The following is a 24,854-nucleotide window of genomic DNA, read 5'->3' as shown; positions in this document are numbered from 1 at the left end:
GTTCGCCTAGCAGACACAAAATTCACTCCGTCTTTGCGAACGCTTTCAATTGTTTTAAGAACACAGTTGTTCAGGCCATCCAAGGCGATGTCGGCGCTGACTTGCCAATCTTCCCTCCTGCACGAGGAGGGAAGATGATGAATGAAATCAGCCTGGCCAGCGTTTTATATGATTTCGACTTCCGGGAACGGAAAGATGAATTTTCCGCCGTCGGTTAGATACTGTTTCTCACGGCGAAGAATACCGTCTTTGAAATGCCAAGGCAAAACGAGGAAATAATCAGGTTTCATCGCTCTCGCTTCCGCTTCGGAGATGATCGGTATATGGGTTCCAGGGGTGAACTTACCGAATTTCTCCTTGTTCACCTCGGCAATCGCTGGAATTTCCTTGGAAGTGAGGCCGCAGAACTGAAGTACTACGTTTCCTTTCGTGGAGGCTCCGTACCCCAAGACTGTTTTCCCATCGGCGACCAGACTGCGAACAAGACGGCTCAAATCATCCCGATGGCGGAATACACGCTCCTCGAAATCACGATATGGACGTGGTGTAGACAGACCCATCCTGTCTTCTTGTTCAAGCAGCCAATTAATAACCGCATCGTTTCGCTTTAGACTCTGGTTGGAAATCTTGCCAGCTGTCACGGCGAAGCTACCACCGTTTACGCTGTTCATGACGACGTCGATCACTCGAAGACCAGCGGCTGACAGAATCTTTTCAACAACCTGAAGGGAATAATATTCAATATGCTCGTGGCAGATGGTGTCATATGAATTCAACCGCAGCATAGACGGCATATAACTCTGTTCGAAATGCCAGATCCCGTCGTCTGCCAGAACCTGTTCGATTTCACGAGCGAATTTTATGGGGTCTTCCAGATCGTAAAACATCGCGATGGAAGTAATGATCTTGGCCGGACGATCCGTGAGGGTTTTATAAGCTTGCGCGCTAAAAAACTCTGGAACAAAACGGATTTCTTCCGGGTAGAAAGATGCAAATTTGGCTGCGGTTGGATCAATGCCGAAGCGCTTTAGGCCAGGAGTTGAATAGGCTTTCAACGTTGTGCAGTCGTTGCTGCCGATGTCCAGAATTACCTCCCCCGGCGCTGGCGACGCCAGACGTTCAAGATAGGCGACCTTTGCACTCAGATGGTCCACCATCGATTGGTTCAGACCCGAACGATAACCATAATTGTCACCGTACATTTCCGAGGAGTCGTAGGAGTGCTTTAATTGAAGCAGTCCGCTGGAAGGGCTCCACACCAGCTCCAAGGGGCCTTTGGTTACTTCTTCTTCTTTCGTTGCTGGAAAGACGCCTGTCAGAGCTTGCTCGCCGAGGTTTAATACGGATACGAGATCCTTTTGTCCCCCCACTCGGCATTTGTCGATTTCACTATACGCTGTCATTCTAAGCTCCTTCATGCATTTCTGATATTGCGTGCAAATACCGCAGAAACCGGCTTGGATGCACATGGTACATTGTTCAAAGATGCGGTTGTATAGGTTTCGACCAATTCTTCGCGCATTCGTTGGAATTCTTGTAAGTGCTTGAAGCGTCTAATAAAGCGCTGTGGATCGAAATATGCGCCATTGTCAAGCGGATCGTTGGTGAGAATTTCCGTAAAGAAGTGTTTTGCCCCCGGTAGCGTGTGGATTCTCCAACGATCCATTTCGCTGCGGTCAGCGCCTCTCCATTCCGCCACCTCGTAGACTTCCGGAATGCGTTCAAGAATCCACAGGGGCGCGTATTTCATCCAGGAAACGTTAAGGTTGACCACGAGCGCCGGGTTTCCCAACCACACACCCTTGGCTTCCATCATGTGATTGAGGACGTAAAAAGTAGTGGGAATGGCTGTCAGCATGGTTGAAAATGGTCTGCCGTCGGTGTTTTGCGAGTAAGCATTGATCGCGTGATCCCGTCGGAAAACCAGGGTATAGATGGCGGTGAAGAAGTTTTCGTTACGTGTACAGATGTCCTTGATCAGGCCGATCCTGTCTTCCTCTGGTGGGACGATTGGTGTTGAGTTCTGGAAGAACTCCTCAAAATCCGTAATTTTTCGCGCATCTTCGAGATGCGTATAAGCATAGTTCAAATAAACGAGCCCGATATCTGGCTCTTTATCGATTGCTGCGAGAACGCGCTCGACGGCGTCGGGATATATGAGATCGTCGTCGCCGAGAATCCAGATATAGTCGCCATTTGCGTGGTTTGCCGTAACGCGGAGATTGCCAAGCATCCCCACGTTTTCGGGGTTACGGCGATAGGTGAAATCAGTTCGCGACAAATAGGGCTGTACGACCTCGGGTGTATGATCGGTCGAGGTATTGTCGCAGACAAAAAATTCAACGCCCTTGAGAGGTTCAGGGTAAAGTCTTGCCCAGTTTTTCAGGTTGACCGCGAGCCACTCCGCCCGATTATAAGTACTGATGCAAATTGAAAGCTTGGGACGCGGCTTCAAAAGCATAGGGCTGGTGCGCTCTGAAATTTCGTGTGCATCGGGTACGTCGTTCAGGGACGGCGGTGCGCATATGCTCGCGAGCTGGTTTGCGACGTTGAAGGCATAATCTCTCCAACTCGTCACAGGTGAAGAAATTGCTTCGGCCGCAAGTTCGTTCCTCGTCCCCGTGGCACACATCCTAAGGATTGCGTCGGCCATTTTTTGCGGGTCGTTGACATCAACAGTCAAGCATCCTGCATTTGCGACCTCGGCCATTGCACCGGAATTGGCGCATATGCAGGGTTTTCCCAGCCAAAGACTTTCAACGATAGGCAGGCCATAGCCTTCCTCGATCGAGGGATACACTGTGAAGTCACACTCTTTGAAAAGTTGATGCAACTTTTCGTCGTTCGCATCTTCATCCCAGATAATGTCCGCCTGGCCGTTGATGGCGGCTTTAAACTTGTCTCCATAAGCGCTCGTATCCTCTCGTCCGACAATGACAAGTCGAAGAGGGCAAGGGGCATTTGCCCGTGCCAATTTAAAGGCTTCAACAAGTTTGAGATGGTTCTTCCGCGGCTCCACGGTTCCGACACTCAATATGGTCAGACGTCCATCGACGGAGGCTTGGGTGGGCTCAATCTGTTTGACGCGAGGCGTTTCCGTGAACTCGTTTGGCAACAATATTGGACGCACTCGGAAATCTATCCCCGAAGGGCGCTCCATGTCGGTCCCTAAAAATGACAGAAAATCCTGCGCGCTGTGATTTGAAATCGGAAGGATAGCATCATATGCCGCCAGGACCCTCATATAGGCGGCGTGCGCCTGAGCATAATGCTCGGGATAAATCTCGGTCATCTTCCAGGGGATCGCATCATAAAAAATTGCAGCCGCTTTCAGTCCTCCGTCCTGCGCTGCTTTCAGAATCGCCATCTGATCGTCGGGTGAAAAGTTTAAGGGCAGTTCAGGCATGATGAACCAGCCGTATTCTATTCCCTGTGGCTCTTCCCATTCGCCCCAGTCACTGGCCTTGGGACCGTTCCATTCGGCCAGATGTGCAAGATCGTCAGTATTTGCCGGCACAAATTTTCGCGCGGCGACGTCCCATTTGACCGGCACGACATCCGCGCCATTTTCGCAAAGAGCACGCGCAAGCTGTCGGGTAACACGTTGTATCCCGGTGTTCTTGGGAAATGATGCTGTTGAATCGACCCAGAAAAAGACCTTGCCTCTCTGAGACCAGGGCACGGCGAAGCGCGAGATATTCTGAAGAATGCGCGCTGCGTACTGGTCCCAGTTGGAGATTTCCCGGCTAATGGCCTCGTCGATGAGTTTCTGTCGAAGCTCGCGATCGTTAATGAGCTTCGACAGGGCAGCGCCTATCTCCTTGGGATTTGTCACGTCCAGGGTAAGGCAGCCTCCCCCTTGCGCCACCTCGGCCATGGCGCCGAAATCGGCACATATGCAGGGTTTCGCATACCAGAGACTTTCCAGAATAGGCAGGCCGAAACCTTCCTCTTTAGAGGGGAATACTGTGAAAGCGCACTTTGAATAGAGTTCCGAAAGAGCGTCTTCCGATACATGTCCGTGGTGCTCGATGATCCCGTCCTTCACAGCCGCGTTGATCTGTTCGGCGCATAGAGGATGCAGATTACCCACGAGAACAAGCTTCCAGTCACTTTCCGGATGCTGATCTTTGTAGGTGCGAAACGCGTCTACGAGTGCGAGCTGGTTCTTTCTAGGTTCGATCGTGCCAATACATGCAATCAGTTGCTCGTCCGAAGGCGTCCGGTCGGATACACGGAGGTGACTTGAAGACGATCCCGGCAAGTCCAGGGGCTCACATACTGGAATCGTATCGGCGTCTGCCTTGTCGTAGCTGTGCCAGAACGCGACGAGATCCTTTCCGGACCAGTTTGAAATCGGCCAAACGGCGTCGGATAAACGCAGGTGCGACATGTATCTTTGATGCGCCGGCGCAATATGTGCCCACTCCGGACTTTTCAACGGTATCGCATCATAGAAGATTGAGCCGACCTTCAGGTTGTTGCGATGCGCCCAGAATGTGACGTTCAGTGCTAAGTCGTCACGCGCATCTAAATGCATCACCTCAGGTATGATGAGCCACCCTTGCTGAAACTCCGTTTTATTCAGGAGCACAATCGACTGGCTGTCGCTTTCATAAAATGTTTCTTCCGAGGGCGTGATTGGCGGCCCTTCCCAGAGCGCAAGGACTTCCCGCTCCTGGCGATCGATGAGGATACATTGCGCTGTTGATTCATCCCACTTGATGAAGCGAACGGTTTTTCCTGATCTGATAAGACCGGACGCAAGGCCGCGAACAACTCGCTGAACGCCCGTATTAATGTTGCAATTTACTGTTTGGCCCACAAACAGGAAGATGACCGGGTCATTTCCTTTTGCCACTGATCGGAGTGTTCTCGAGCGACGGACAGGTGCCACTGGCGTCGATTTTTCGACAATCGGCTTTCGCAGGGACGTCTTGATCGGATCCCATGTGGCGTGGAAGGCACGCTTGACTGGCTTAGGCCAAATTCGGCGGGCGGCAACGAGCATTTCATGCAGCGGCCCCTCGCGCACGAAATCTCTTGCCGGGTCCCACGTTGCGTGGAACGCACGCTTTATTGGGCGTGGCCAGATTTTGCGACTTGAGACGAGAAGGCGGTTGTATTGTCCGTAGCGGATGAAATCCCTTGCAGGATCCCAGGTGGCGTGAAAAGCTTTTTTGAGTGAGGCTGGCCAGATTTTACGGCTGGGAATGATTGTTCCCTTGCGGACGAAATCTCGCAGGGGGTCCCATGTCGCATGAACCGCACGTTTAACAGATTTCGGCCAGATATCGCGAAGCTTGAATTTTATTGGCTCGACACCAACTATGCCGCTCTCCCTATGCACGGTGAGATAAAGCTTGGTTTCCCTCTCTCCCTCCATGTCGGGGATCGCTACTTTGAGGCGGATAGTTTTGTCCGGAGCATCGCTTGCGAAATCTTTTCTATGGCTGGAAATCAACCCGTTTAACTGTTCGGATTTTTGGGACAGCCAAGAAATTTGAGTGTTCTGGGCATCCACGCGCGAAATCAGGTCGGCAATTTGATCATTTTTCGATTGCGCGTTCAAAAGCGACTTGCGCAGGGAATTTATCTGGTAATTGTCAAGAACATTTGCCGGCGTCGAGAGAAACCGTTCCAGGTCTGAATGATCTTCGTGTAAATAATAATTATTGAGACCGTCGAAGAAGACTTTCTTATAGCCGCAGGAAAGGACGTTTTCTTCCCATCCCTCGGTTCTCGGGAGATTGTCGATAGGGTCCAGTGCTTCCACGACCAATATCCACGGTTTGAAGCGCTTGAGATCGAGGCCTCGCAGAACCTCGCCTTCGGCTCCTTCCACGTCGATTTTCAGGAAATGAATGTCGCGATCGCCATGGTCCGACAGGATGGAATTCAGCGACTTTTGCGGCAGCGTGATCCGCTCCGCCAGACCCTGCTCGACATATTTTTCGCCAACGTCACTGGCTGAGGTGCCCCAGCCTCTTGTTGTTGTTTCATAAAAGGTCTGCTCACGATCCTCTGCGCCGACGAGACATCGCAGATTGATGTCACGCGGCCGAGCTGAATTCAGGTGGCCGAAAACCTCGGAGGAGGGTTCGATATTTATTCCCGTCCAGCCTTTGTCATAAAAAAGCTTTGTAACGGAATCCTCTTCAGGGTCGTTTGCTCCAACGTCGACATAGAAGCCTGCGGCAATTTGGTTCAATGCTCTCCACAATAGAATATCTTCACCATTTTGCGCATAAGATATCAGCACTAGCCACTCCTTCTAGACTTCACATTCATTCTACTTCGCGTTGAAACGCGTGGGAGCAAGGAAGATTGATCCCCTTGGCCAGGAAACATGCCCCTGTTCTTTTTTCAAAAGAAGCGCCAGCAGCGAATATTTCCATGCGGAAAAACCGCCTTAACATGCTTTCATGTGTTTGGATGTATCTGCTATTTTATCGGTGATTTTTCCCTCAATTTTTCCACAAGCCGTTTGACGTCTTGAGCCTTGTCCTTTGATACCACCAATACCTCGTCTGGCGTTGAAATGGTAATTATGTTCTCAAGGCCTATTATTGCAGTGTGTATTCCCTGTGAATGGACAAGACACCCTGCTGATTCATGTATTGTCGCATTTCCCATTGCCACGTTTCCGCTGTCGTCTTTTGGGGACGCGGCCCAAATTGTGTCCCAGGATCCAATATCAGACCAACGGAATTTGCCGGTAACCACAACGACAGCATTTGAGCGCTCGATCAAAGCAACGTCCAGTGATTTCTTCGGTGATTTCTCAAATTCTACTTTATCCAGCTGGATGAAGGCGCCGTCTAAGTTGGATTTTTGCAAGGAATTCCTGGCGGCGCTCAGGATGTCGGGCGCGTAAATACCGAATTCGGATATTATGATGTCCGACCTGAACATGTAATTGCCGGAATTCCACAAATAGCCCTTCTGCATGTATTCCAAGGCAAGTTCTAAGTTAGGTTTTTCGACAAAAGTCTCTACGGTTGCAATGTCAGGAAACTCTTTGAGTGGCTGTCCGGCTCTTATATACGCATAGCTTGTGCGTGGTTCGGTCGGCTCAAGTCCGAAAACAACGATTTTCCCCGATCTCGCGACCTCGATCCCGGCGCCGACACAATTGGAAAACCCCTCTTCATCCCAGATGATGTGATCCGTCGCCAGCACCAGTGCAATGGAACCGGGGCAGCGATCTTCGGCCACCAATGCTGCAATCGCGACCGCTGCGGCGCTGTCTCTTTGCGAAGGTTCGAGTAGAATGCTGACTTTTTGCTCTAACGCCTCGGCCTGTGTTTCGGCCAGCCTTGCTTGGTTTCCATTGGTGATAACAATCGGCAAGCGATATGTTGTTGGATCGGCCACGAGTTTGAGTGTTTCCTGGTAGGTCGAATGTGACCCGATGAGACGTTGGAATTGTTTAGGCAAATTGTCTCTGGATGCCGGCCAGAGACGAGAGCCAACGCCACCCGCGAGGAGAATGGGAACAACCTTATCTTTCATATAAGCCCTTGATGTATTCCTGGCGCAGAACTCTATGGTTGCTCGGTGATCTCTAACTTATAAGAACGCGGCAAACAGATATCCACGTCTGCACCATTGAAGCAACTGTGCAGACGTCAAATGGTTGCAGGACCTAAGCGCACCGGGGCTGAATATTTCCAGACGTTATTGAATGTTTCCGAACTAGGTCCGCTTATGCGGCCTGATCGACGTTCTCAGTTCCACCAGCCGTTCCAGCGTCTCCAGGCTTCGGTCCGGGCGGGCGCCGGAGAGGGCGAGTGCGAGGGTTTCCATCGCGATCAGGGAAGGGGCGTGCAGCGCCACGCCTTCCGTTTTGGCGCGGGGCAGGAAGAGGCAGGCATTGGCGTGTTTTCTGAGTACGCTGTCTTCCTGGCCGAGCAGCATGATGATGGGGATGTCGAGGCGGCCTGCCTCGGTGATGGCGGTCTGGGCTTCGCGGTGGGCGCGGCCGTGCAGCAGCATGATGAGGACATGGCCGTTTTCAAGGTCGAGCAGCTGTTCGGCGAGGGCGATGCCGGTGGCGTTCAGCGCATAGGAGCGGACGCCGGAACGCTGGAACAGCCGGGCCGCATAGGTGGCGATGATGCCGGAAGCGCCGATGCCGAGCACGCCGATGCCGCGCGCTTGCGAAAGAAGCCGCACGGCGGCGGCCATGGCTTCGCGGTTCTCGGCGTTGGCAAGCATTTCCAGCGTGTTCTTCTGGTTTTCGAGGACGAAATCGATGGCGGCATCCGAATTGCCGGACATCGATTTGGTCGTGGCCGCCATTTTTTCCACCGGTGAGTCGGTCACGCCGAGATAGGCTTCCAGCGTTTCCTTCAGATCGACCAGCCCCTGAAAACCGAGCGCCTGGATGGCGCGGATGACGGTTGCATCGGAGGTTTTGGTCTCGAAACCGATTTCCAGCGCCGATTTGCCGAGAACGGCATGGCGATGGCCGTCAATATATTCGGCAACGGCAAGCAGACCGGGTGACAGCCGGTCGCGGCGCTTGCGCAGCTGATCGCCGAACCGGTCGATGCGCCGAAGCCTTGATGTCTGCGTTTCGCCAGCCGCCATGGATGTATCCGTGAAGATGAGTTTCATACTCTTCTTCACCGATTAGCAGCGCGCCGCGCCCGCAGGCAAGCGCTTTTGTCGGCGCAGGTCGCATCCCCTATTTTTCCGCTGCCGGTCTGGCGGTGAGATGTGACTGGACGGCGGCGATCATGAGGCTGAGTGCGGCATAGGAGTTGGAGATCGCTTCCTCGCGCGGCAGGAGAACGTAACGACCCCTGCGGCAGGCCTCGAGGAAATTGCAAAAGCCTGGCATTACCGCTTCCATCATGTCGATTTCCGCCTGTGGCGACGCGCCTGTATCGGAACGGTAGGGATCGAAGATGATATCGGCGTCGAGTTCCGGCAGCCGTTCCGCGCTGATCTCGATGCGATCGCCTTCCGGTATGGCGTCGATGATGGCCGGGAACCTGAACCCCGCATCGCGCAGCACCCGCCCGAGCGCCCGATAGGTGTGGTAGACGCTGATCTTGCCGTTGAGCGGCTGAAATACCGAAACCGTCGTCGCGCCGGTATCGACCGACGCTTTCAGCGCCTCGATCTGCGCCCGGTAGCGCCGGTCCAGAATGGCAAGGCGCCGTTGCGTGCCGGTGAGGTCGGCAAGCACCTTGTAAATATGCGGCGCGCCGTCCTTGGTATTGTCGATGGCGACGGTCGGGGCGATCTGCTCCAGTTTTGCGATGGGGGTGGGGCGGTCCGGTTCGGTGAGGATCAGGTCGGGCTTGAGGGCGACGATCGCCTCGAGATCGGCATTGATGGAGCCGATATAGGTGATGTCGCTATTGTCGAAGTCGATCCCAGTCAGGATGGCGCTGGAGCGCAGATAGGCCTTGCCATCCGCCCCCATGCGGCCGTGGCTGCCCACCGGCATCACGCCGAGTTCGATCAGCGGTATGGTGAGGTCGATGTCGTGCAGCGTTACGATGCGTTTCGGTTTTGCGGGAATGGAAACATTGCGGCCGAGATCGTCGGTAAAGCTGCGGCGGGCTTCGTCCGCATGGGCCGTGGTTGCGCCGATGAAAAGCCCGGCGGCGGAAAGAAGGGCGAGAAGCGGTTTGCGCATGGAGGACCTATAGGCGATGCCGGTGAAACCAGAGGAGGGCGAGAAGGGTGGGGGCGCCGACGGCGGAAAGAACGATACCGGTCGGCAGCTCCAGCGGTGAAAAGGCGGTGCGGGCAATGGTGTCGGCCGATGCCACAAGCGTTGCTCCCGCCAGGCCCGCGCCGGCGATCCTTCCGAGATGGGAGCCGCCGGGTAACAGAAGCCGGGCGATATGCGGGCCGATCAGGCCGACAAAACCGATACTGCCGGTGAAGGAAATGCAGGATGCGGTGAGAATGACCGCAAGCGCGACATGCAGGGCCGAAAGCCGGCGGTTATGGACGCCCAGCGCCGCCGCGGCACGGTCGCCGAGCGCCTGCGCATCGGCGGCGCGGGAGGTCAGGACGAGAAGACCGATGGCGATGGCGAGGATGACGGAAAGAACGACAACGGCGCTCCAGCTTGCCGCCTGCAGGTTTCCCGCCATCCAGATCATCGCCGTCTGCAGGTTGCGAATATCGAGCGATGCCATCAGGATAAGCAGCAAAGCTGACAGAAACCATGAAAAGCCGATGCCGGTCAGCACGAAACGCAGGCGCGAGGTCGGGCCGGAAAGGCTCAGAATCATCGCAGCGCTTGCCATTCCCCCTGCGATACCGGCGGCGGGACGCAACATCACCGGCAGGGAAGGCAGCAGGAACAGGCAGCCCAGCACGGCAAGCGATGCGCCTTCCCGCACGCCGAGCAGGCCGGGATCGGCAAGGCCGTTGCGGGTTGTGGCCTGCATGATGGCGCCGGCAATGCCGAGCATGGCGCCGGCCACCACCGCAAGCGCGAGACGCGACAGCCGGAAGTCGAGAACCACGGCGGCGTCTGCCAAGGCGGGATCGGCGCCGGCCCCGGTTGCGAGAGACCAAAACGCGGCAGCTGGGATATGCTGGCTGCCGGCGGTCAGCGATCCCACGGCGACAAGCGCGAGGCAGAGGAACAGCGCCAGCAGAATGGCGAGCCGCAACGGCACGAAACGGATGGAGAAATGCGCCAGCCGGACAACGCGGTAACGGTTCATTTCAGCACCCTGCGCACCAGCCAGAGAAAGACCGGCGCGCCGACAAGTCCGGTCATCGCACCTGTCGGCAGTTCCTTCGGCGAAAGGATCAGCCGGGCGGCAAGGTCGGCGGCGATGAGCAGCGCAGCACCGCCAAGCGCCGCGAGCGGAAGCGCCAGCAGAAGCCGTCCTGTCCTCAGGCGCGCGACAAGCGGCGGCACCACAAGCCCGACAAAACCGATCGGGCCGACGATGGCGATGGACGCGCCGCAAAACAGCGAGATCGAGACGAGCGCCAGGACCCGGGTTGCGCCGACGGATACGCCAAGCGTCGCGGCGATGTTGTCGCCCAGCGCCAGAAGATCGAGCCGCGGCGCAACGGCAACGGCGACGATGAGCGCAATGCCGGCTGCCGGCAGGGCGGCGGCCACGGCCGTCATCGAAACGCCGGCAGTGTCGCCCACCAGCCAGAAGCGCATCTGCTGCAATGTTTCTTCGTTGAGAATGAGGATGGCGGAGGTCAGCGTTCCCGCAAGTGTGGAAAGCGCGATGCCGCAAAAGATGAGTTTCGCCGCTGTCAGCCCCTGCCGCCCGGACGAGGCGAGCAGAAGAACGAGCGAAAAGCTGATGCCCGCTCCCGTGGCCGCCAGCAACGGCCGCAGCGCCGGCGTGGCAATCAGCCCGAGCGGCGTGACCGTCGCCGCGACGACGGCCAGGCTCGCGCCGGCATTCAGGCCGAGAATATGCGGTTCGCCGAGCGGGTTTCGCAGCAGCGTCTGCAAAAGAAGCCCGGCCATGCCAAGGCAGGCGCCAGCCTGCAGCGCCGCCAGCAGGCGGGGAAGCCGCAGCCGCAGCAGGACCTGCTGGTCGAAACTGCGGGCATCGTAGGAAAATATCAGCTCATGCAGGACATGGGGTGCGACCGGGCGCGGGCCGGTGGCAATATGCGCCAGTGTCAAAAGCAGGATCGCGAGCAGCAGCAAGAGCGCTGCGGCAGCCGCCCGGCCACAGGCCTGCATCCGCAGGGTCGGCAGGGTATTGCTGGTGGTGCCGGGCATCATGCCGCGCCGGTCCGTCCGGGCAGGGGAAGAAACACCGGCCGGGCCGTGACCGGATGGGTGAGCTGGGCGACAGGCATATCGAACACATCCGCGATAATGCCGGCATCGCAGGCCGCGGCCGTTTCCAGCCGGTGCCGCAGTCGCCCATCCTTCAGGAAGATCAGCTGATCGGCATATTGCAGGGCAAGGTTGATGTCATGCAGCACCGCCACGATCGTGCGGTCATGGTGCGTGACGAGATCGGCCAGCATGTCCAGCACCTCTATCTGATGGTGCAGATCCAGATAGGTGGTGGGTTCGTCCAGCAGAATGATATCGGTCTGCTGCGCCAGCGCCATGGCGATCCAGGCACGCTGGCGCTGGCCGCCGGAAAGACTGTCGACGGCTCTTTCCGCCAGCCCTGACATGCCCGTTACCGACAGCGCCTGCTCCACTGCGCGGGCGTCGTCTTCGCTCCATTGTTTCAGAAAACCCTGATGGGGATAACGGCCGCGGGAGACGAGATCGACAACCGAAAGCCCTTCCGGCGTGTGGTTCTGCTGCGCCAGCATGCCGAGCCTGCGCGCCACGTCCCGTGTCGGATGGCGAAAGATGTCGCGGCCATCGAGAAGGACGTGGCCACGGTTCGGCCGGTGCAGGCGGGCGAGCGCGGAAAGCAGCGTGGATTTTCCCGAGCCGTTCGGGCCGAGCAGAACGGTGAAGCGGTTCGGCGCGATATCGATCGACGTCTCGGCCAGCGCAGGCCGGTCGCCATAGGCAAGCTCGATCGCCTGTGCCGCAAGCCTCGTGTCCGCGCTTATGGATTTGTCGCCGATGCTCAAGATCGTCCCCGTTCGTATGAACCGCCACCAGAATTATTGATGACTGTAGTAGTCAAGTATATGGGCTGCGAAAAAGCGTCTTTGACGTGCAGATTTGCGCCGGAAGCGGCCGCCAGGCACCAGATAGGCGGCGGCAATACATGATTATACGCCCGTGGGCGGCGGCATTTTCCTCACTTTGGCGGAAATAAAAGTTGACTACTACATTCATCAATTGAAAGAGCGGTGCATCGTCGCGATGACGATTTGGGACAGTCGGGGACAAACAGGATGCATGACGGTTCGATGATCATTCGGGTGGGCTCGCGGGCGCTGCTGGCATTTCTTCTGGCGGGCGTCGCCCTGCCGGCCTTTGCGCAGGAGAGCGGATCGCTAAAGAAAAATGCCGACGGAACGACCGTGCTCGAGACCATAACCGTCAATGCCGAGGTCAAGAAAGGCGCGCGCGGTTACCAGCCGGTGACGACGGGCACGGCGACGCGCACCGAAACGCCGATCCTCGATATTCCGCAATCGGTCAATGTGGTGACGAACGAGGTGCTGCGCGACCAGCAGGCCCGCTCGCTGGATGAGGCTCTGGCCAATGTCAGCGGCGTCACGCAGGCAAATACGCTGGGCGGCACGCAGGATGCCGTCATTCGCCGTGGTTTCGGCGATAATCGCGACGGTTCCATTCTCGTCAACGGGCTGAAGACGGCGCTCCCGCATTCCTTCAACGACACGGTCGAAAGGGTGGAAGTGCTGAAGGGGCCGGCCTCGACGCTTTACGGTATTCTCGATCCCGGCGGCATGGTGAATGTTGTGACGAAGAAGCCGGAAGATACCTTTACCGCCGAGGCCTATTCGCGCTTTTCCGCCTATGGGGCGGGCAAATATGGCACGTCCGGCGGTTTTGATGTCACCGGCCCGATTGCCGGAACGGATTTCTCCTATCGCCTGATCGGCGAGGGGGAGAATAGCGATTACTGGCGCAATTTCGGGGAGAAGAAGAACTGGCTGATCGCGCCTTCGCTGAAATGGAGCGGCGAAGACACAGACATCACCGTGTCCTACATGCACGAGGACTACAGCGTGCCCTTCGATCGCGGCACGATCTTCGACCCTGCGACCGGCAGGGCCATCAATGTCAGCCGGCGGCTGAGGCTGGACGAAGCCTATAATATCACCGACGGCAAATCCGATCTGGCGAGCATCGACATCGACCGGCAATTGTCCGATGACTGGAAACTGTCGCTGAATTACGCCTATAGCCGCAACGAATATTCGGATAATCAGGCGCGCGTGATGGGATACAATTCCAGCACGGGGCAGGTGACGCGCCGGGCGGATGCCACACAATATTCCACCATCTACAATCACGCGGTCCGCGCGGATCTGACGGGCGAGGCCGAAATTGGCGGCCTGCGCAACGATCTGCTGTTCGGCGCCTCTTACGACTACAGCGACACGCTGCGCACGGACATGCTGCGCTGCGCGAATTCAACCAATTTCAACATCAACAATCCCGTCTATGGCCGGTTGCCGGCCTGCACCACGGTCCGGGCCGTCGACAGCGACCAGACGGAAGAACTCTCCACCGCCTCGATCTACATGCAGGACGCGTTGCATCTCAACGACCAGTGGATCGTCGTCGGCGGTTTGCGTTACCAGTATTATGACATCTATGCCGGCAAGGGCCGTCCCTTCGTCGTCAATACAGAGAAGCATGGCGGCGAACTCATCCCCAATGCCGGCCTTGTCTACAAGCTGACGCCGGATGCCTCGCTTTACGCCAATGTGGCCAAGACCTTCCGTCCGCAATCCTCGATCGGCGCCTATTATGGCGGGCTTGATCCGGAGGAGGGCATTTCTTACGAGGTCGGCGCGAAGTTCGATCTCTTTGCCGGGCTGAACGCCAATATCGCGCTGTTCAACGCCCGCAAGCGCAATGTCGCCTATTCGGACGATGCTGGCGGCGTCTCGACGGTGAAGGCTGCCGGCCTTGTCCGTTCGCGCGGCGTGGAAGTGGATATTGCCGGCAGCCTTACCGACGATCTCGACCTGATCGCGAGCTATGCCTATACCGATGCGCTCGTGCTCGAGGACTCTCTTTATGCCGGCAAGCGCCTGCCGAACGTGGCCCGCCACACCGGTTCGCTCTTTCTTGCCTATGATGTCGGCGAGGTCGGTCCGAATGGCAATACGCTGCGCATCGGCGGCGGCATCCGCGCGGTGGGGGAGCGCGCCGGCATCAACGACAATTCCTATAATCTGCCGGGTTACGCGGTCTTCGACGCCTTCGCCACCTATACGCTGCAGCTGGAAAAACCTGTGACGCTGCAGCTCAATCTGAAGAACATCTTCGACAAGACCTATTATACCTCGTCGATCGGCTCCACCAGCTATGCCAATGCCGTGGGCGAGCCCTTCAACGTCAGCCTGACGGCCAGCATCAAGTTCTAACGGCAGCGGCAAAGGCCGGGCGTCGTGACGAGGCCTTCACGGGCGCGGGGGGAGCCCCGCTCTCACTTCCACATCGCCCGCATCCGCGCACCCACGTCGATACGGATCTGCTGCGCGCTGCGTTCCGAGGCGGCGGCCGAAACGATCGGCCAGGTGGCGGCTTCGAAAAATTGCAGCAGGGTTGCCGGGATGAAGCGGGTTCTTGCCGCGTAGACGTGCCGGTCGCCCTGCTGGTTCTGGCCGCCGGTGAAGAAACGTTGCGGCGTGATCAGCGACAGGCTGTCCTTGGCGCGCGTCATGGCGACATAAAGCAGCCGGCGCTCCTCCTCGAGTTCCTGGGTGGTGCCGACCCCGAGATCGGAGGGGATGCAGCCGTCCACCACATTCAGGATGAAGACGGCTCGCCATTCCTGACCCTTTGCCGAATGAATGGTCGACAGGCTGAGATAATCCTCGTCAAGAAGCGGCACGCCGGCCTGATCGCTGGTGGCATCGGGCGGATCGAGCGTCAGCTCGGTCAGAAACCGTTCGCGTGAGGCATAACCGCCAGCGATCTGCTCGAGTTGCAGCAAATCCGCCTTGCGGGCATCGGCGTCTTCATGGAGGCGTTCGAGATGGGGCTCGTACCACAGCCGCGCCTGCCCGATCTCGCCCGGCCAGCCGTTTTGCCCCTGCCGCAGCCGCACCAGCAATTGCGTGAAAGCCGTCCAGTCGTCGCCGGTCTTCGGCGGCGGCGGAATTTCGGCAAGGGCAAGCAGCGGCTCCGGATCTGTCGCGATCACATCGAGAAGATTGCCGGCTTTCTTCGGGCCGATGCCGGGCAGCATCTGCAGCAGCCGGAAACCGGCGACGCGGTCGCGCGGGTTCTGCGCGAAGCGCAGCACGGCCAGCATGCCCTTCACATGGGCGCTGTCGAGGAATTTCAGGCCGCCGAATTTGACGAAGGGAATGTTGCGGCGGGTCAGCTCCACCTCAAGCGGGCCGCTGTGGCTGGAGGTGCGGAACAGCACGGCCTGCTGCTTCAGGGTCATGCCCGTCTCGCGATTGGCAAGGATCTGGTCGATGATGAAGTTCGCCTGTTCGGTTTCGTCCTTCACCGTCACGAGTTTCGGGCGCTCCAGCGACTGCCGCTCGGTCCAGAGGTTCTTGGTGAACCGCTCGCGCGCCAGATCGATGACGCCGTTGGCGGCCGCCAGGATCGGCTGCGTCGAGCGATAGTTGCGATCCAGCGTGATGATATCGGCGGCCGGGCTGAAGGAAGCCGGAAAATCGAGGATGTTTCGCACCGTCGCCGCGCGGAACGAATAGATCGACTGCGCATCGTCGCCCACCACGGTCAGGCCGCGGCCGCCGGGCTTGAGCGCCATCAGCACCGAGGCCTGCAGCCGGTTGGTATCCTGATATTCGTCGACCATCACATGGTCGAAACGGTTGCCGATATCCTCCGCCAGGACGGGATCGCTCACCATTTGCGCCCAGTAGAGCAAAAGATCGTCGTAATCGAGCACGTTCTGGACCTGTTTGGCCTCGACATAGGCCGCAAACAGCGCCTTGAGTTCGCTCTCCCAGCTGGCGACCCATGGATAGTGCTGGCGCAGGATGTCCTTCAACGCCGTCTGGGAATTCACCGCGCGCGAATAGATCGCAAGGCATGTTCCCTTCGTCGGAAAGCGGCTTTCGGTCTTGGAGAAACCGAGTTCGTGCCGGGCCAGATTCATCAGGTCGGCGCTGTCTTCGCGGTCGTGGATGGTAAAATCGATATTGAGGCCGATCTGTTCGGCATAGATGCGCAAAAGGCGTGCGCCGATGCCGTGAAATGTGCCGGACCAGGAAAGCGTATCGGCAAGCGCTCCCGAATTGCCGCCGATGACCTGCTTGCAGATCCGCTCGACACGCCGCGCCATTTCCGAGGCGGCACGTCTTGAAAAGGTCATCAGCAGGATGCGGCGGGGATCGGCGCCATTCACGATCAGATGCGCGACGCGATGGGCAAGCGTGTTGGTCTTGCCGGAACCGGCGCCGGCGATGATCAATAACGGCCCGGCCGTCTGCCCTTCCGTCAGCCCGACGCCGTGTTCCACCGCCCTGCGCTGCTGTTCGTTCAACTTGTCCAGATAGGCAACCGCCATGCCTGCAATCCTTGATATGTGGTTGTCCGTCCGACGGGGCCTCGGCAAAAAGGCCGGCGGGCCGTGCTGCGGCTCGCCATGTCTGCCCCGTTGTTGCAATGATTAGCAAAGACTCAAACAGCAATCCAGAACAAATGCCGAACGCATTCTTCGCCCGTCAAAGTACGGGGTGTCGCCCCGGCACATGAGGCGGTGGGGACGCCATCCGGCGCGATTGTCCTCGCGCCAGGTCCTAAGGGGTCACGAGGCGCAATACGCGGCCCACCGCGTCCTAAGACCCGTATCACCAAGTTTTTGCGGGGCGGCGAGGAATGACGGGGCCATCGGGACGCGGTTGCGGGTGCAGACGCTGGCGAGGGGCAAGGCGTCCTCGCCTTTCCGGGTGCAAGGGGATGGCCGTTGCCATCCGCCCAGGCATGTCAGGTTCAGCCTGTGCGTGACAGGCCGGCGCCAAATCATCTTTCCGGCGTTATCACCGTCGCATCGAACAGCATCTGCGAATAGGGGTGATGGGTTTTTCCCTGTTGCAGGTCGTCCTTCGTCAACTCGTCGACGAAGCTGCCATTCTGCATCACCAGCACGCGGTCGCACATATGGGCGATCACCGAAAGATCGTGGCTGACGAGGACATAGGTAAGCCCGCGCTGATCGCGCAGGTCGCACAGAAGGTTGAGAACCTCGGCCTGTACCGAGACATCCAGCGCTGATGTCGGTTCGTCCAGCAGCAGGATTTCCGGTTCAAGCATCAGCGCGCGCGCAATGGCCACACGCTGGCGCTGTCCGCCCGACAGCTGGTGCGGAAAACGCTCGGCGAAACCCGTCGGCAACCCCACCTGCTGCAGCGCGGGGGCGACGCGATCCCAGCCTTCGCCCTTCTTCATCGCCCTCACGGGCTCGGCAAGCACGCGCTCGATACGGTGGCGCGGATGGATGGAGCTGTAGGGATCCTGAAAGACCATCTGCGCCAGCAGCAGTTGCTCCTTGGTGCGCTCGGGATCGACCGGATTGCCGTTGAGCGAGATCGTCCCCTGCCAATGGCGGTCCAGCCCGGCAAGCGAACGCAGGACGGTGGATTTGCCGCAGCCGGATTCGCCGACGATGCCAAGCGTCTCGCCTTTACCGACCGAGAAGGAAACGGATTTGACGACCTGCTTGCGGCCTTCTCCCTGACCGAAGGAAACGGACAGTTCCTTGACGTCGATCATGACAGGCTCCCTGCTTCGTTGATGGCTTTGCGGTCCAGCACCTGCAGCCGGCGGACCGGGTTTTTCGGATCCGGCATCGCCGCGATCAGTCCGCGCGTATAGGGATGTTTGGCCTCATCAAGACGGTTGAGCGTTTCAACGACGCGGCCCTGATACATGACAAGAATTCTTTCGCAAAAGGACGCGACCATGCGGATATCGTGGCTGATGAGCAGAAGGGCCGAGTTGTTTTCGCGAACAAGCTCGTCGAGCAGCCGCAGCACATCGCCCCGCACGCTGACATCAAGGGCCGATGTCGGTTCGTCGGCGATCACGAGGCGCGGTTTTGCCAGAAGCATCATGGCGATCATCACGCGCTGGCCCATGCCGCCCGATATCTGGTGCGGATAAAGCTGCATCGTTCTTTCGACATCGGCGATACGCACCCGCCCGAGCATTTCCGCTGCAAGTTCGAGCGCGCGCGCCTTGCTGATCTTCTGGTGGAGAAGTGCGGCTTCGGCAACCTGCTTGCCAACGGGCAGGACAGGGTTGAGGGAGTAGCGCGGGTCCTGCATGATGAGCGCCAGGCGGTTGCCGCGAAGGCTGCGCATGGCTTTTTCGCTGCGGGTGAGAAGCGGCGCGCCCTCGAAATCGAGTGTCGATGCGTCGACCCGCGCCGAGGGCGGCAGAAGCCGCATGACGGCGCGCCCGAGCGTCGACTTGCCCGAACCGGATTCGCCGACGATGCCAACCCTTTCCGCCCCGAGATCGAGGTTGACATTGTTGACGGCGGGAATGCTGGCGCGGCCGAAACGCACCGAGAGATCCCGTATCTTGAGAATGGGTTCATTACCGGGCATGGCGTGGATCCAGAATATCGCGAAGCGTATCGCCGACGAGGTTGAACGCAAGGCTGGTGACGAGGATGGCGATGCCGGGCATGACGGCGACCCACCAGTTGTCGAGCATGAACTTGCGGCCGTTGGAGATCATGGCGCCCCATTCCGGCGCCGGCGGCTGGGCGCCGAGGCCGAGAAATCCGAGCGCTGCGGCGGTGAGGATGATGCCGGCCATGCTGAGCGTCAGCCGCACGACGACGGAAGGGATGCACATGGGCGCTATGTAGAGAAACAGAAGCCGGGTTTTCGAGGCGCCGTAAAGCCTGGCGGCGGCCACATAATCCGTATTGCGCACGATCAGCGTTTCGGCGCGGGCAAGGCGGGCGATCGGCGGCCAGCCCGTCAGCGAAATGGCGATGATGGCGGTGTTGAGCCCGGCGCCGAGCGCGGCTGCGAAGGCCAGCGCCAGGATGAGCGAGGGAAAGCTGAGCACGATATCGGTGGCGCGCATCAGCAGCGCGTCCGTGCGTCCGCCGACGAAGCCCGCGACGATGCCGATGATCAGGCCGAGGGGGCCGATGATCAGCGACACGGAGAGCACGGTCTGGATCGTTATTCTTGTGCCGTAGATCAGACGCGAAAGAATATCGCGGCCGAATTCGTCCGTGCCCGCCCAATGGGCGGCGCTCGGCGCCTGCAGGGCTTCGGCGAGGTTCTGGCTTGTCGGATCATAGGGTGCGATCCAGGGCGCGAGGATCGCGACGATAACCAGCAGGAGCAGGACGGCGAAGCCGAACATGCCGAGCGGCTCGTCGGCGAGTTTCGCCAAGAAGCTCCTGGAGCTGCCCGCGAAGCGGTGGAGGAAAGAGAGTTTTGCCGACGTTGCGGAGAGGGTTTCTGTGCTCATGTCGTTGCCTCTCTCGTGCGGGGATCGAACACCAGATAGGCGAGATCGGAAAGGAAGTTCAGGATCATGAAGATCAATCCAATGATGAGGGTGCCCGCCAGAACGGCGTTCATGTCGCCTGTCATCAGGGCGTTGGTCATATATTGACCGATGCCGGGCCAGGAAAAGACGATTTCCGTCACCACCGCACCTTCGAGCAGGCCGCCATAGGAGATCGCCAGCACGGTGATGAGCTGCACGGCGATGTTGGGAAGAAGATGGCGGATGACGATGCGCATGCTGGAGGCGCCCTTGGCGCGCGCGGCCGTTACATAGTCCTGATTGAGCTGTTCCAGGGTGAAACTGCGGGTCATGCGGGTAATGTAGGCCATGGCCGAATAGGCGAGGATGCAGGCCGGCAGGATGATGTGGGACACGGCATTCCAGAAAACTTCGGTATCGCCCGCCAAAAGGCTGTCGACGAGAAGAAGCCCGGTGCGCGGTTCGACCAGCCCCTCCAGATAGACGTCGACGCGGCCGGGGCTGCCGACCCACTGAAGGCCGGCGTAAAATATCACCAGGCCGACAATGCCGAACCAGAATACGGGAATGGAATGGCCGACCAGCGAGATGACGCGCGTAAATTTGTCGAACCAGCTGTCGCGGAAGAAGGCCGCGGTCATGCCGAGAGGCACGCCGAGAAGCGTCGAGATGATGACCGCCAGGGTGGCCAGCTCCAGGGTGGCCGGAAAGGCCTGTCCGAGATCCTGCAGGACGGGATTGCCCGTCAGGATCGCATTGCCCAGGTCGCCATGCAGGAGCGAGGTGAGATATAGCCAAAACTGGTGGTAGATCGGCAGGTCGAGGCCAAGCCGCGCGCGCATGGCCGCATAGGCAGCGGGATCGGCAAGTTCACCGACGATCGCGCCAACCGGATCCGTCGGCAGGATGCGACCGATCACGAAGGTGACGACGAGCAGGACGAAGAGGCTGACCAGCAGCTGGCCAAGCCGTTTCCCGAGCTCGATGAGCGTAAACTCTTTCATTGCAATTCGCCTGGGCTGGAGCATCGGGCGGGAAAGCCGTCATGCGATTTCCGGATGTCCGATGCTCGAACAAAAACTGGAGCGGCGTTGACCGCTCCATTTCTTTCCGCCACGTCAGGGGGCATCGGTTTTCGTGACGGCTTCGATGCGCGTCAGGGACCAGGGATGCCCGCTGTAACCCTTGACCCGGCCGCTGACGACGATCGGCTCGAAACGTTCGAACATGGGCAGTACCGCCGGTTTCTGGGCGATGAACTTTTCCTGGATTTCCTTGACGAGTTCCAGACGCTTGGCGTCGTCGCGCTCCTTGTTCGCCTGATCGCGCAGCGCGTTGAGTTCGGGAATGTCCCAGGCCGAGCGCCAGACAAAATTGCCGGCATTGTTGGCTTCTTTCGCATTGTTGGGGTTGGATGCGAAATTGTCGAGCGAGCCGAGCGCGGTCGGCATGAACGAGCCGGTCTGCGGAATGAGCAGGTCGAAATCACGCGCGCGGTGGGCCGCGACGATATCGGCGCCATTGCCCTGCTGGATGTTGACGGTGATGCCGATCTGGGCGAGGTTCGCCTGGATGGCGGTTGCCATATCCACGCGCGGCGTTTGCGAAATGGTTTTCAGCGTCAGCGAGAAACCGTTCGGATAACCGGCATCGGCCAGCAGCTTCTTGGCCTTTTCCGGTTGCAGCGACCAGTCGGGATTGGCGATGGCGCCTGTCCAGTCCTCGGGCACGGGAACGTTGCGGACGCGGCCATAGGAACCGAGAATGGTGTTGGCGATACCCTTGTAGTCGATGCCATAGGCAATCGCCTCGCGCACTTCCGGCTTCGACAGCGGCTCCTTGCCCGCATTCATGGCAAGCACGTAATAACCGCCGGTCTTGACCTGATCGATGACGAAACCGGCCTTGCTTTCGAAGGTCCTGACATCCGCGGCCGTCAGCGCGTTGGCGACGTCGATGTCGCCGCGCTCGAGCATCAGCCGCGCCGCCTGGCTTTCGGGAACATGGCGCATGACGATGCGGCGAATGGTGGGCGCGCCGTCGCGATAATCTTTGTTGGCCTCAAGGAGGACGATGTCGTTCGGTGTCCAGCGGCGCAGCACATAGGGGCCGGAACCGGCCGTGTTGGTGCGCAGCCATTCATTGCCGTAATCACCGTTCTTGACGTGTTTTTCCACTTCCGTGCTGTCCACGACGCTCGAAACGCCCATGGCGAGGCGGTAGAGCAGCACTTCGGGAATGACCTTGTCGGTCAGTTCGATCCGGAAGGTCTTGTCGTCCACCGCAGAGACGTGGGCTTCGATGTTGTCGGCGGTGTAGCCGGCCGTCTTATAGTTGGTGGCGGCGGACTGATCCAGCTTGAGAAGCCGGACGATCGAAAAGACGACGTCCTTGGCCGTCACGGGATTGCCGGAGGCGAATTTCGCGTCGCGCAGCTTGAAGGTGATGCCCTTGTCATCGACGCTCCAGCTTTCCGCAAGCTGCGGCTTGACCTTGTTGCCGTCGTTCTGGTCCGCAAAAACCAGGCGATCATAGGTGTTTGCGAGGATTTCCTGGGTCTTGACTTCCGTTCCCTGTTGCGGATCCAGCGAAAGGACCTGGGCGAGGGAGGTGCCGATGACGAGCTGATCGTTCGGCGTTGCCGCGAAAACGGCGGTCGCACTGGCAAGGGCAATGGAAAACGCCCCAGCCATGATGGTTGAGCAAGTAAATTTCATTGAATTTCCTCCACAAACGCAATGTCAACCTGTCCGAAGGTTGTATGTCGTATTATGATTATGGTCTTTTTGTGGGGATTGCAATAGGGTAATATGATGTATCATGGCCACGATGACAGGGCAGGGTGACGGATGATGAAGATTGCAACGAAACGAAGGCCGCGATTGGCGCAGGTGCTGGTCGATGATTTGCGCGGGCAGATCGAAACGGGCATGTTGGCCGTGGGGGCGCAATTGCCGACCGAGCCGCAGCTGGAAGAGCGGTTTTCGGTCAGCCGCACCGTGGTTCGCGAAGCGATTGCCGAGCTGCGGGCGGCCGGCCTCGTGACGCCCATTCAGGGCAAGGGCATGTTCGTGACCGATCTTCTCGATCTGCCGGCGGTGACGCTGACCCCGGTCGAGTTGCAGAGCGTTCCGCAAACGCTGGAGCTCATCGAGTTTCGCATCGGAGTCGAGGTGGAAGCCGCCGGGATTGCGGCCTACAGGCGGTCCGCCTCGCAGGAAGAGGCTATTCGTATGGCCAATCACGAGATGGCGCTGAAGATCGAGCGCGGCGAGCAGACAGTGGAGGTCGACTTTCTGTTTCATATGGCGATCGCGATGGCCACCAATAACCGCTATTTTTCCGAGGCTCTCAACCGGTTCGGACAGCGCTCCATTCCGCGTGGCCAGTTCCCGACGCTGCCGGATGCAAATGGCCGGCAATATCTGTCCGGCGTCCTGGCCGAGCACGAACGCATTCTCGATGCCATTGCCGATCAGGACCCGGAAGCGGCCCGTATCGCGATGCGCGAGCATCTTGTGGCAAGTCAGAAGCGCTATCGTCGTCTGGCGCGCTGAGAGGTTTGTCTGGTGCGTTTTCCCTGTCCGTAACGGGTGATTGATTCTCCCGATTCCGTCACCTTGCATGCGACTTCCTCGCGCGAAACCGTCGTCAGAGGCTCGACAACCGAAAAAATACATATTATGTCATACGTCATTCAGGAGGACTGACATGTATGTAGGAACGCAACTCGCCGCCCGTGAAGATGACGATTACCGGGTGTGGTCGCAGCTTGGTTTGGAGCATATCTGCGCCGATCCGGCCGGGCCGAAGGACAAATGGGGGCTCGACGATCTCAAGCGCCTGCGGGAAAAAGTGGAAAGTTTCGGCCTCATTCTGGATATGATCCAGCTGCCGCTACCCTCGAGCCCGATAGAATCCGCGACCTATCCGGATATTCTGCTGGCGGGTCCGAACCGGGACCGGCAGATCGACGCGATCTGCAAGCTTATCGAAAATCTGGCTGCGGCGGGCATACCGGCCGCCAAATACAACCTCAATCTCATCGGCATTCCGCGCACGCCCGACGAACGGGGACGCGGCGGCTCGCTCAATGCCTCCTTCCGCTGGGATAAAACCGACCAGAATGCGGCGCCCGGTTTGGCCGGCGTGCTGTCCGAAGAGGAAAACTGGGAGCGTATCGACTATTTCCTCGAGCGTGTGGTGCCGGTGGCCGAATCCAACCGCATTCGCCTTGCCTGCCATCCGCACGATCCCTATACGCCGCCGGGTTACAAGGGCGTCACCCGTGTGCTCGGCACCGTCGAGGGATTGAAGAAATTCGTGACGATGCGCGAAAGCCCCTATCACGGCCTGAATTTCTGCCAGGGGACGGTCGGCGAGATGCTCGACAATCCGCGCGAGGAAATCGAGGATGTCATCCGCTGGTTCGGCAGTCGCGACAAGATATTCAACCTGCACTTCCGCAATATTCGCGGCAGGAAACTCTCCTTCATGGAAACCTTCCCGGACGAGGGCGACATGGACATGGCCCGCTCCCTCAAGGTGTATAAGGAAGTCGGCTATAAATACATGATCATGCCGGACCATGTGCCAACCATTTCCGGCCGTGATCCCGAAGGCGTCGCTTTCGCCTATTGTTATGGTTACACCGCCGCGCTGCTGCAGGCGCTGGACGCATATTCCTCCTGATAACGGCTCACCTGTCTTCCGGCGCGGCGATACTGCAAGGTTTTGTCGCGCCGGTTGCCGGGCGCATGACCTTCAA

At 58.6% G+C, this 24,854-nt stretch carries 17 protein-coding genes; 3 read left to right on the top strand and 14 right to left on the bottom strand.

Annotation, left to right across the window (positions count from 1 at the left end):
• Positions 1 to 164 precede the first annotated feature (164 nt).
• The 8 genes from ACI2KA_RS16970 to ACI2KA_RS16935 all read right to left on the bottom strand — a co-directional run bounded on the left by ACI2KA_RS16970 (position 165) and on the right by ACI2KA_RS16935 (position 12,564).
• Complete coding sequence (locus tag ACI2KA_RS16970; protein ID WP_404503631.1) at positions 165 to 1,403, bottom strand: class I SAM-dependent methyltransferase; 1,239 nt, start codon at positions 1,401 to 1,403, stop codon at positions 165 to 167.
• Between the two features lie 11 nt (positions 1,404 to 1,414).
• Positions 1,415 to 6,262: an FkbM family methyltransferase gene (locus ACI2KA_RS16965; RefSeq protein WP_404503630.1), complete on the bottom strand. Its 4,848-nt coding sequence runs from the start codon at positions 6,260 to 6,262 to the stop codon at positions 1,415 to 1,417.
• A 182-nt stretch (positions 6,263 to 6,444) separates the two neighbouring features.
• Entirely contained in the window at positions 6,445 to 7,515 is a 1,071-nt protein-coding gene (locus tag ACI2KA_RS16960; protein WP_404503629.1) for a mannose-1-phosphate guanylyltransferase/mannose-6-phosphate isomerase, read from the bottom strand.
• 183 nt (positions 7,516 to 7,698) lie between these two features.
• Positions 7,699 to 8,595: a MurR/RpiR family transcriptional regulator gene (locus tag ACI2KA_RS16955; protein WP_404503641.1), complete on the bottom strand. Its 897-nt coding sequence runs from the start codon at positions 8,593 to 8,595 to the stop codon at positions 7,699 to 7,701.
• A 97-nt stretch (positions 8,596 to 8,692) separates the two neighbouring features.
• Complete coding sequence (locus tag ACI2KA_RS16950; RefSeq protein WP_404503628.1) at positions 8,693 to 9,655, bottom strand: ABC transporter substrate-binding protein; 963 nt, start codon at positions 9,653 to 9,655, stop codon at positions 8,693 to 8,695.
• Between the two features lie 7 nt (positions 9,656 to 9,662).
• A complete protein-coding gene (locus ACI2KA_RS16945) occupies positions 9,663 to 10,703 on the bottom strand; it encodes a FecCD family ABC transporter permease (RefSeq protein WP_404503627.1) in 1,041 nt (346 codons plus the stop codon).
• Complete coding sequence (locus ACI2KA_RS16940) at positions 10,700 to 11,743, bottom strand: FecCD family ABC transporter permease (RefSeq protein ID WP_404503626.1); 1,044 nt, start codon at positions 11,741 to 11,743, stop codon at positions 10,700 to 10,702. The genes ACI2KA_RS16945 and ACI2KA_RS16940 overlap by 4 nt, the downstream gene beginning before the upstream one ends.
• A complete protein-coding gene (locus tag ACI2KA_RS16935; RefSeq protein WP_404503625.1) occupies positions 11,740 to 12,564 on the bottom strand; it encodes an ABC transporter ATP-binding protein in 825 nt (274 codons plus the stop codon). Before ACI2KA_RS16935 ends, ACI2KA_RS16940 begins: the two co-directional genes overlap by 4 nt.
• A gap of 270 nt (positions 12,565 to 12,834) precedes the next feature.
• On the opposite strand from ACI2KA_RS16935, the gene ACI2KA_RS16930 reads away from it, so the two are divergent.
• Positions 12,835 to 15,006 carry a TonB-dependent siderophore receptor gene (locus ACI2KA_RS16930; RefSeq protein ID WP_404503624.1) on the top strand — a complete coding sequence of 724 codons (2,172 nt, stop codon included), beginning with the start codon at positions 12,835 to 12,837 and terminating at the stop codon, positions 15,004 to 15,006.
• Between the two features lie 62 nt (positions 15,007 to 15,068).
• Here the strand turns inward: ACI2KA_RS16930 and ACI2KA_RS16925 are convergent, their stop codons facing one another.
• The 6 genes from ACI2KA_RS16925 to ACI2KA_RS16900 all read right to left on the bottom strand — a co-directional run bounded on the left by ACI2KA_RS16925 (position 15,069) and on the right by ACI2KA_RS16900 (position 22,803).
• Positions 15,069 to 17,135 carry an ATP-dependent helicase gene (locus tag ACI2KA_RS16925; RefSeq protein WP_404503623.1) on the bottom strand — a complete coding sequence of 689 codons (2,067 nt, stop codon included), beginning with the start codon at positions 17,133 to 17,135 and terminating at the stop codon, positions 15,069 to 15,071.
• Positions 17,136 to 17,590: 455 nt separating this feature from the next.
• Positions 17,591 to 18,340: an ABC transporter ATP-binding protein gene (locus tag ACI2KA_RS16920; protein ID WP_404503622.1), complete on the bottom strand. Its 750-nt coding sequence runs from the start codon at positions 18,338 to 18,340 to the stop codon at positions 17,591 to 17,593.
• Complete coding sequence (locus ACI2KA_RS16915) at positions 18,337 to 19,179, bottom strand: ABC transporter ATP-binding protein (RefSeq protein ID WP_404503621.1); 843 nt, start codon at positions 19,177 to 19,179, stop codon at positions 18,337 to 18,339. The genes ACI2KA_RS16920 and ACI2KA_RS16915 overlap by 4 nt, the downstream gene beginning before the upstream one ends.
• A complete protein-coding gene (locus tag ACI2KA_RS16910; protein ID WP_404503620.1) occupies positions 19,169 to 20,065 on the bottom strand; it encodes an ABC transporter permease in 897 nt (298 codons plus the stop codon). Before ACI2KA_RS16910 ends, ACI2KA_RS16915 begins: the two co-directional genes overlap by 11 nt.
• Positions 20,062 to 21,090 carry an ABC transporter permease gene (locus ACI2KA_RS16905; RefSeq protein ID WP_404503619.1) on the bottom strand — a complete coding sequence of 343 codons (1,029 nt, stop codon included), beginning with the start codon at positions 21,088 to 21,090 and terminating at the stop codon, positions 20,062 to 20,064. The genes ACI2KA_RS16910 and ACI2KA_RS16905 overlap by 4 nt, the downstream gene beginning before the upstream one ends.
• A 114-nt stretch (positions 21,091 to 21,204) precedes the next feature.
• Positions 21,205 to 22,803 (bottom strand): ABC transporter substrate-binding protein, encoded by a 1,599-nt coding sequence (locus tag ACI2KA_RS16900; RefSeq protein WP_404503618.1) that lies wholly within the window; start codon positions 22,801 to 22,803, stop codon positions 21,205 to 21,207.
• Positions 22,804 to 22,938: 135 nt separating this feature from the next.
• Between ACI2KA_RS16900 and ACI2KA_RS16895 the strand changes: the two genes are divergently transcribed.
• Both ACI2KA_RS16895 and ACI2KA_RS16890 read left to right on the top strand, forming a co-directional pair.
• Entirely contained in the window at positions 22,939 to 23,643 is a 705-nt protein-coding gene (locus ACI2KA_RS16895; RefSeq protein ID WP_404503617.1) for a FadR/GntR family transcriptional regulator, read from the top strand.
• Between the two features lie 154 nt (positions 23,644 to 23,797).
• Positions 23,798 to 24,778, top strand: coding sequence for a mannonate dehydratase (locus ACI2KA_RS16890; protein WP_404503616.1), 981 nt, complete (start codon positions 23,798 to 23,800; stop codon positions 24,776 to 24,778).
• Positions 24,779 to 24,854: the final 76 nt, after the last annotated feature.

The organism is Agrobacterium sp. NPDC089420 (genome assembly GCF_044900305.1).
Lineage (GTDB): Bacteria > Pseudomonadota > Alphaproteobacteria > Rhizobiales > Rhizobiaceae > Agrobacterium.
The sequence above is the reverse complement of the archived record's forward strand: the minus strand, read 5'-3'. Positions and strand labels throughout refer to the sequence as shown.

Excerpts from the sequence above, each read along its gene's own strand:
- ACI2KA_RS16970 (WP_404503631.1), bottom strand. The coding sequence starts at position 1,403 with ATGACAGCGTATAGTGAAATCGACAAATGCCGAGTGGGGGGACAAAAG.
- ACI2KA_RS16960 (WP_404503629.1), bottom strand. The coding sequence starts at position 7,515 with ATGAAAGATAAGGTTGTTCCCATTCTCCTCGCGGGTGGCGTTGGCTCT.
- ACI2KA_RS16955 (WP_404503641.1), bottom strand. The coding sequence starts at position 8,595 with ATGGCGGCTGGCGAAACGCAGACATCAAGGCTTCGGCGCATCGACCGG.
- ACI2KA_RS16950 (WP_404503628.1), bottom strand. The coding sequence starts at position 9,655 with ATGCGCAAACCGCTTCTCGCCCTTCTTTCCGCCGCCGGGCTTTTCATC.
- ACI2KA_RS16945 (WP_404503627.1), bottom strand. The coding sequence starts at position 10,703 with ATGAACCGTTACCGCGTTGTCCGGCTGGCGCATTTCTCCATCCGTTTC.
- ACI2KA_RS16940 (WP_404503626.1), bottom strand. The coding sequence starts at position 11,743 with ATGATGCCCGGCACCACCAGCAATACCCTGCCGACCCTGCGGATGCAG.
- ACI2KA_RS16930 (WP_404503624.1), top strand. The coding sequence starts at position 12,835 with ATGCATGACGGTTCGATGATCATTCGGGTGGGCTCGCGGGCGCTGCTG.
- ACI2KA_RS16925 (WP_404503623.1), bottom strand. The coding sequence starts at position 17,135 with ATGGCGGTTGCCTATCTGGACAAGTTGAACGAACAGCAGCGCAGGGCG.
- ACI2KA_RS16920 (WP_404503622.1), bottom strand. The coding sequence starts at position 18,340 with ATGATCGACGTCAAGGAACTGTCCGTTTCCTTCGGTCAGGGAGAAGGC.
- ACI2KA_RS16915 (WP_404503621.1), bottom strand. The coding sequence starts at position 19,179 with ATGCCCGGTAATGAACCCATTCTCAAGATACGGGATCTCTCGGTGCGT.
- ACI2KA_RS16910 (WP_404503620.1), bottom strand. The coding sequence starts at position 20,065 with ATGAGCACAGAAACCCTCTCCGCAACGTCGGCAAAACTCTCTTTCCTC.
- ACI2KA_RS16905 (WP_404503619.1), bottom strand. The coding sequence starts at position 21,090 with ATGAAAGAGTTTACGCTCATCGAGCTCGGGAAACGGCTTGGCCAGCTG.
- ACI2KA_RS16900 (WP_404503618.1), bottom strand. The coding sequence starts at position 22,803 with ATGAAATTTACTTGCTCAACCATCATGGCTGGGGCGTTTTCCATTGCC.
- ACI2KA_RS16895 (WP_404503617.1), top strand. The coding sequence starts at position 22,939 with ATGAAGATTGCAACGAAACGAAGGCCGCGATTGGCGCAGGTGCTGGTC.
- ACI2KA_RS16890 (WP_404503616.1), top strand. The coding sequence starts at position 23,798 with ATGTATGTAGGAACGCAACTCGCCGCCCGTGAAGATGACGATTACCGG.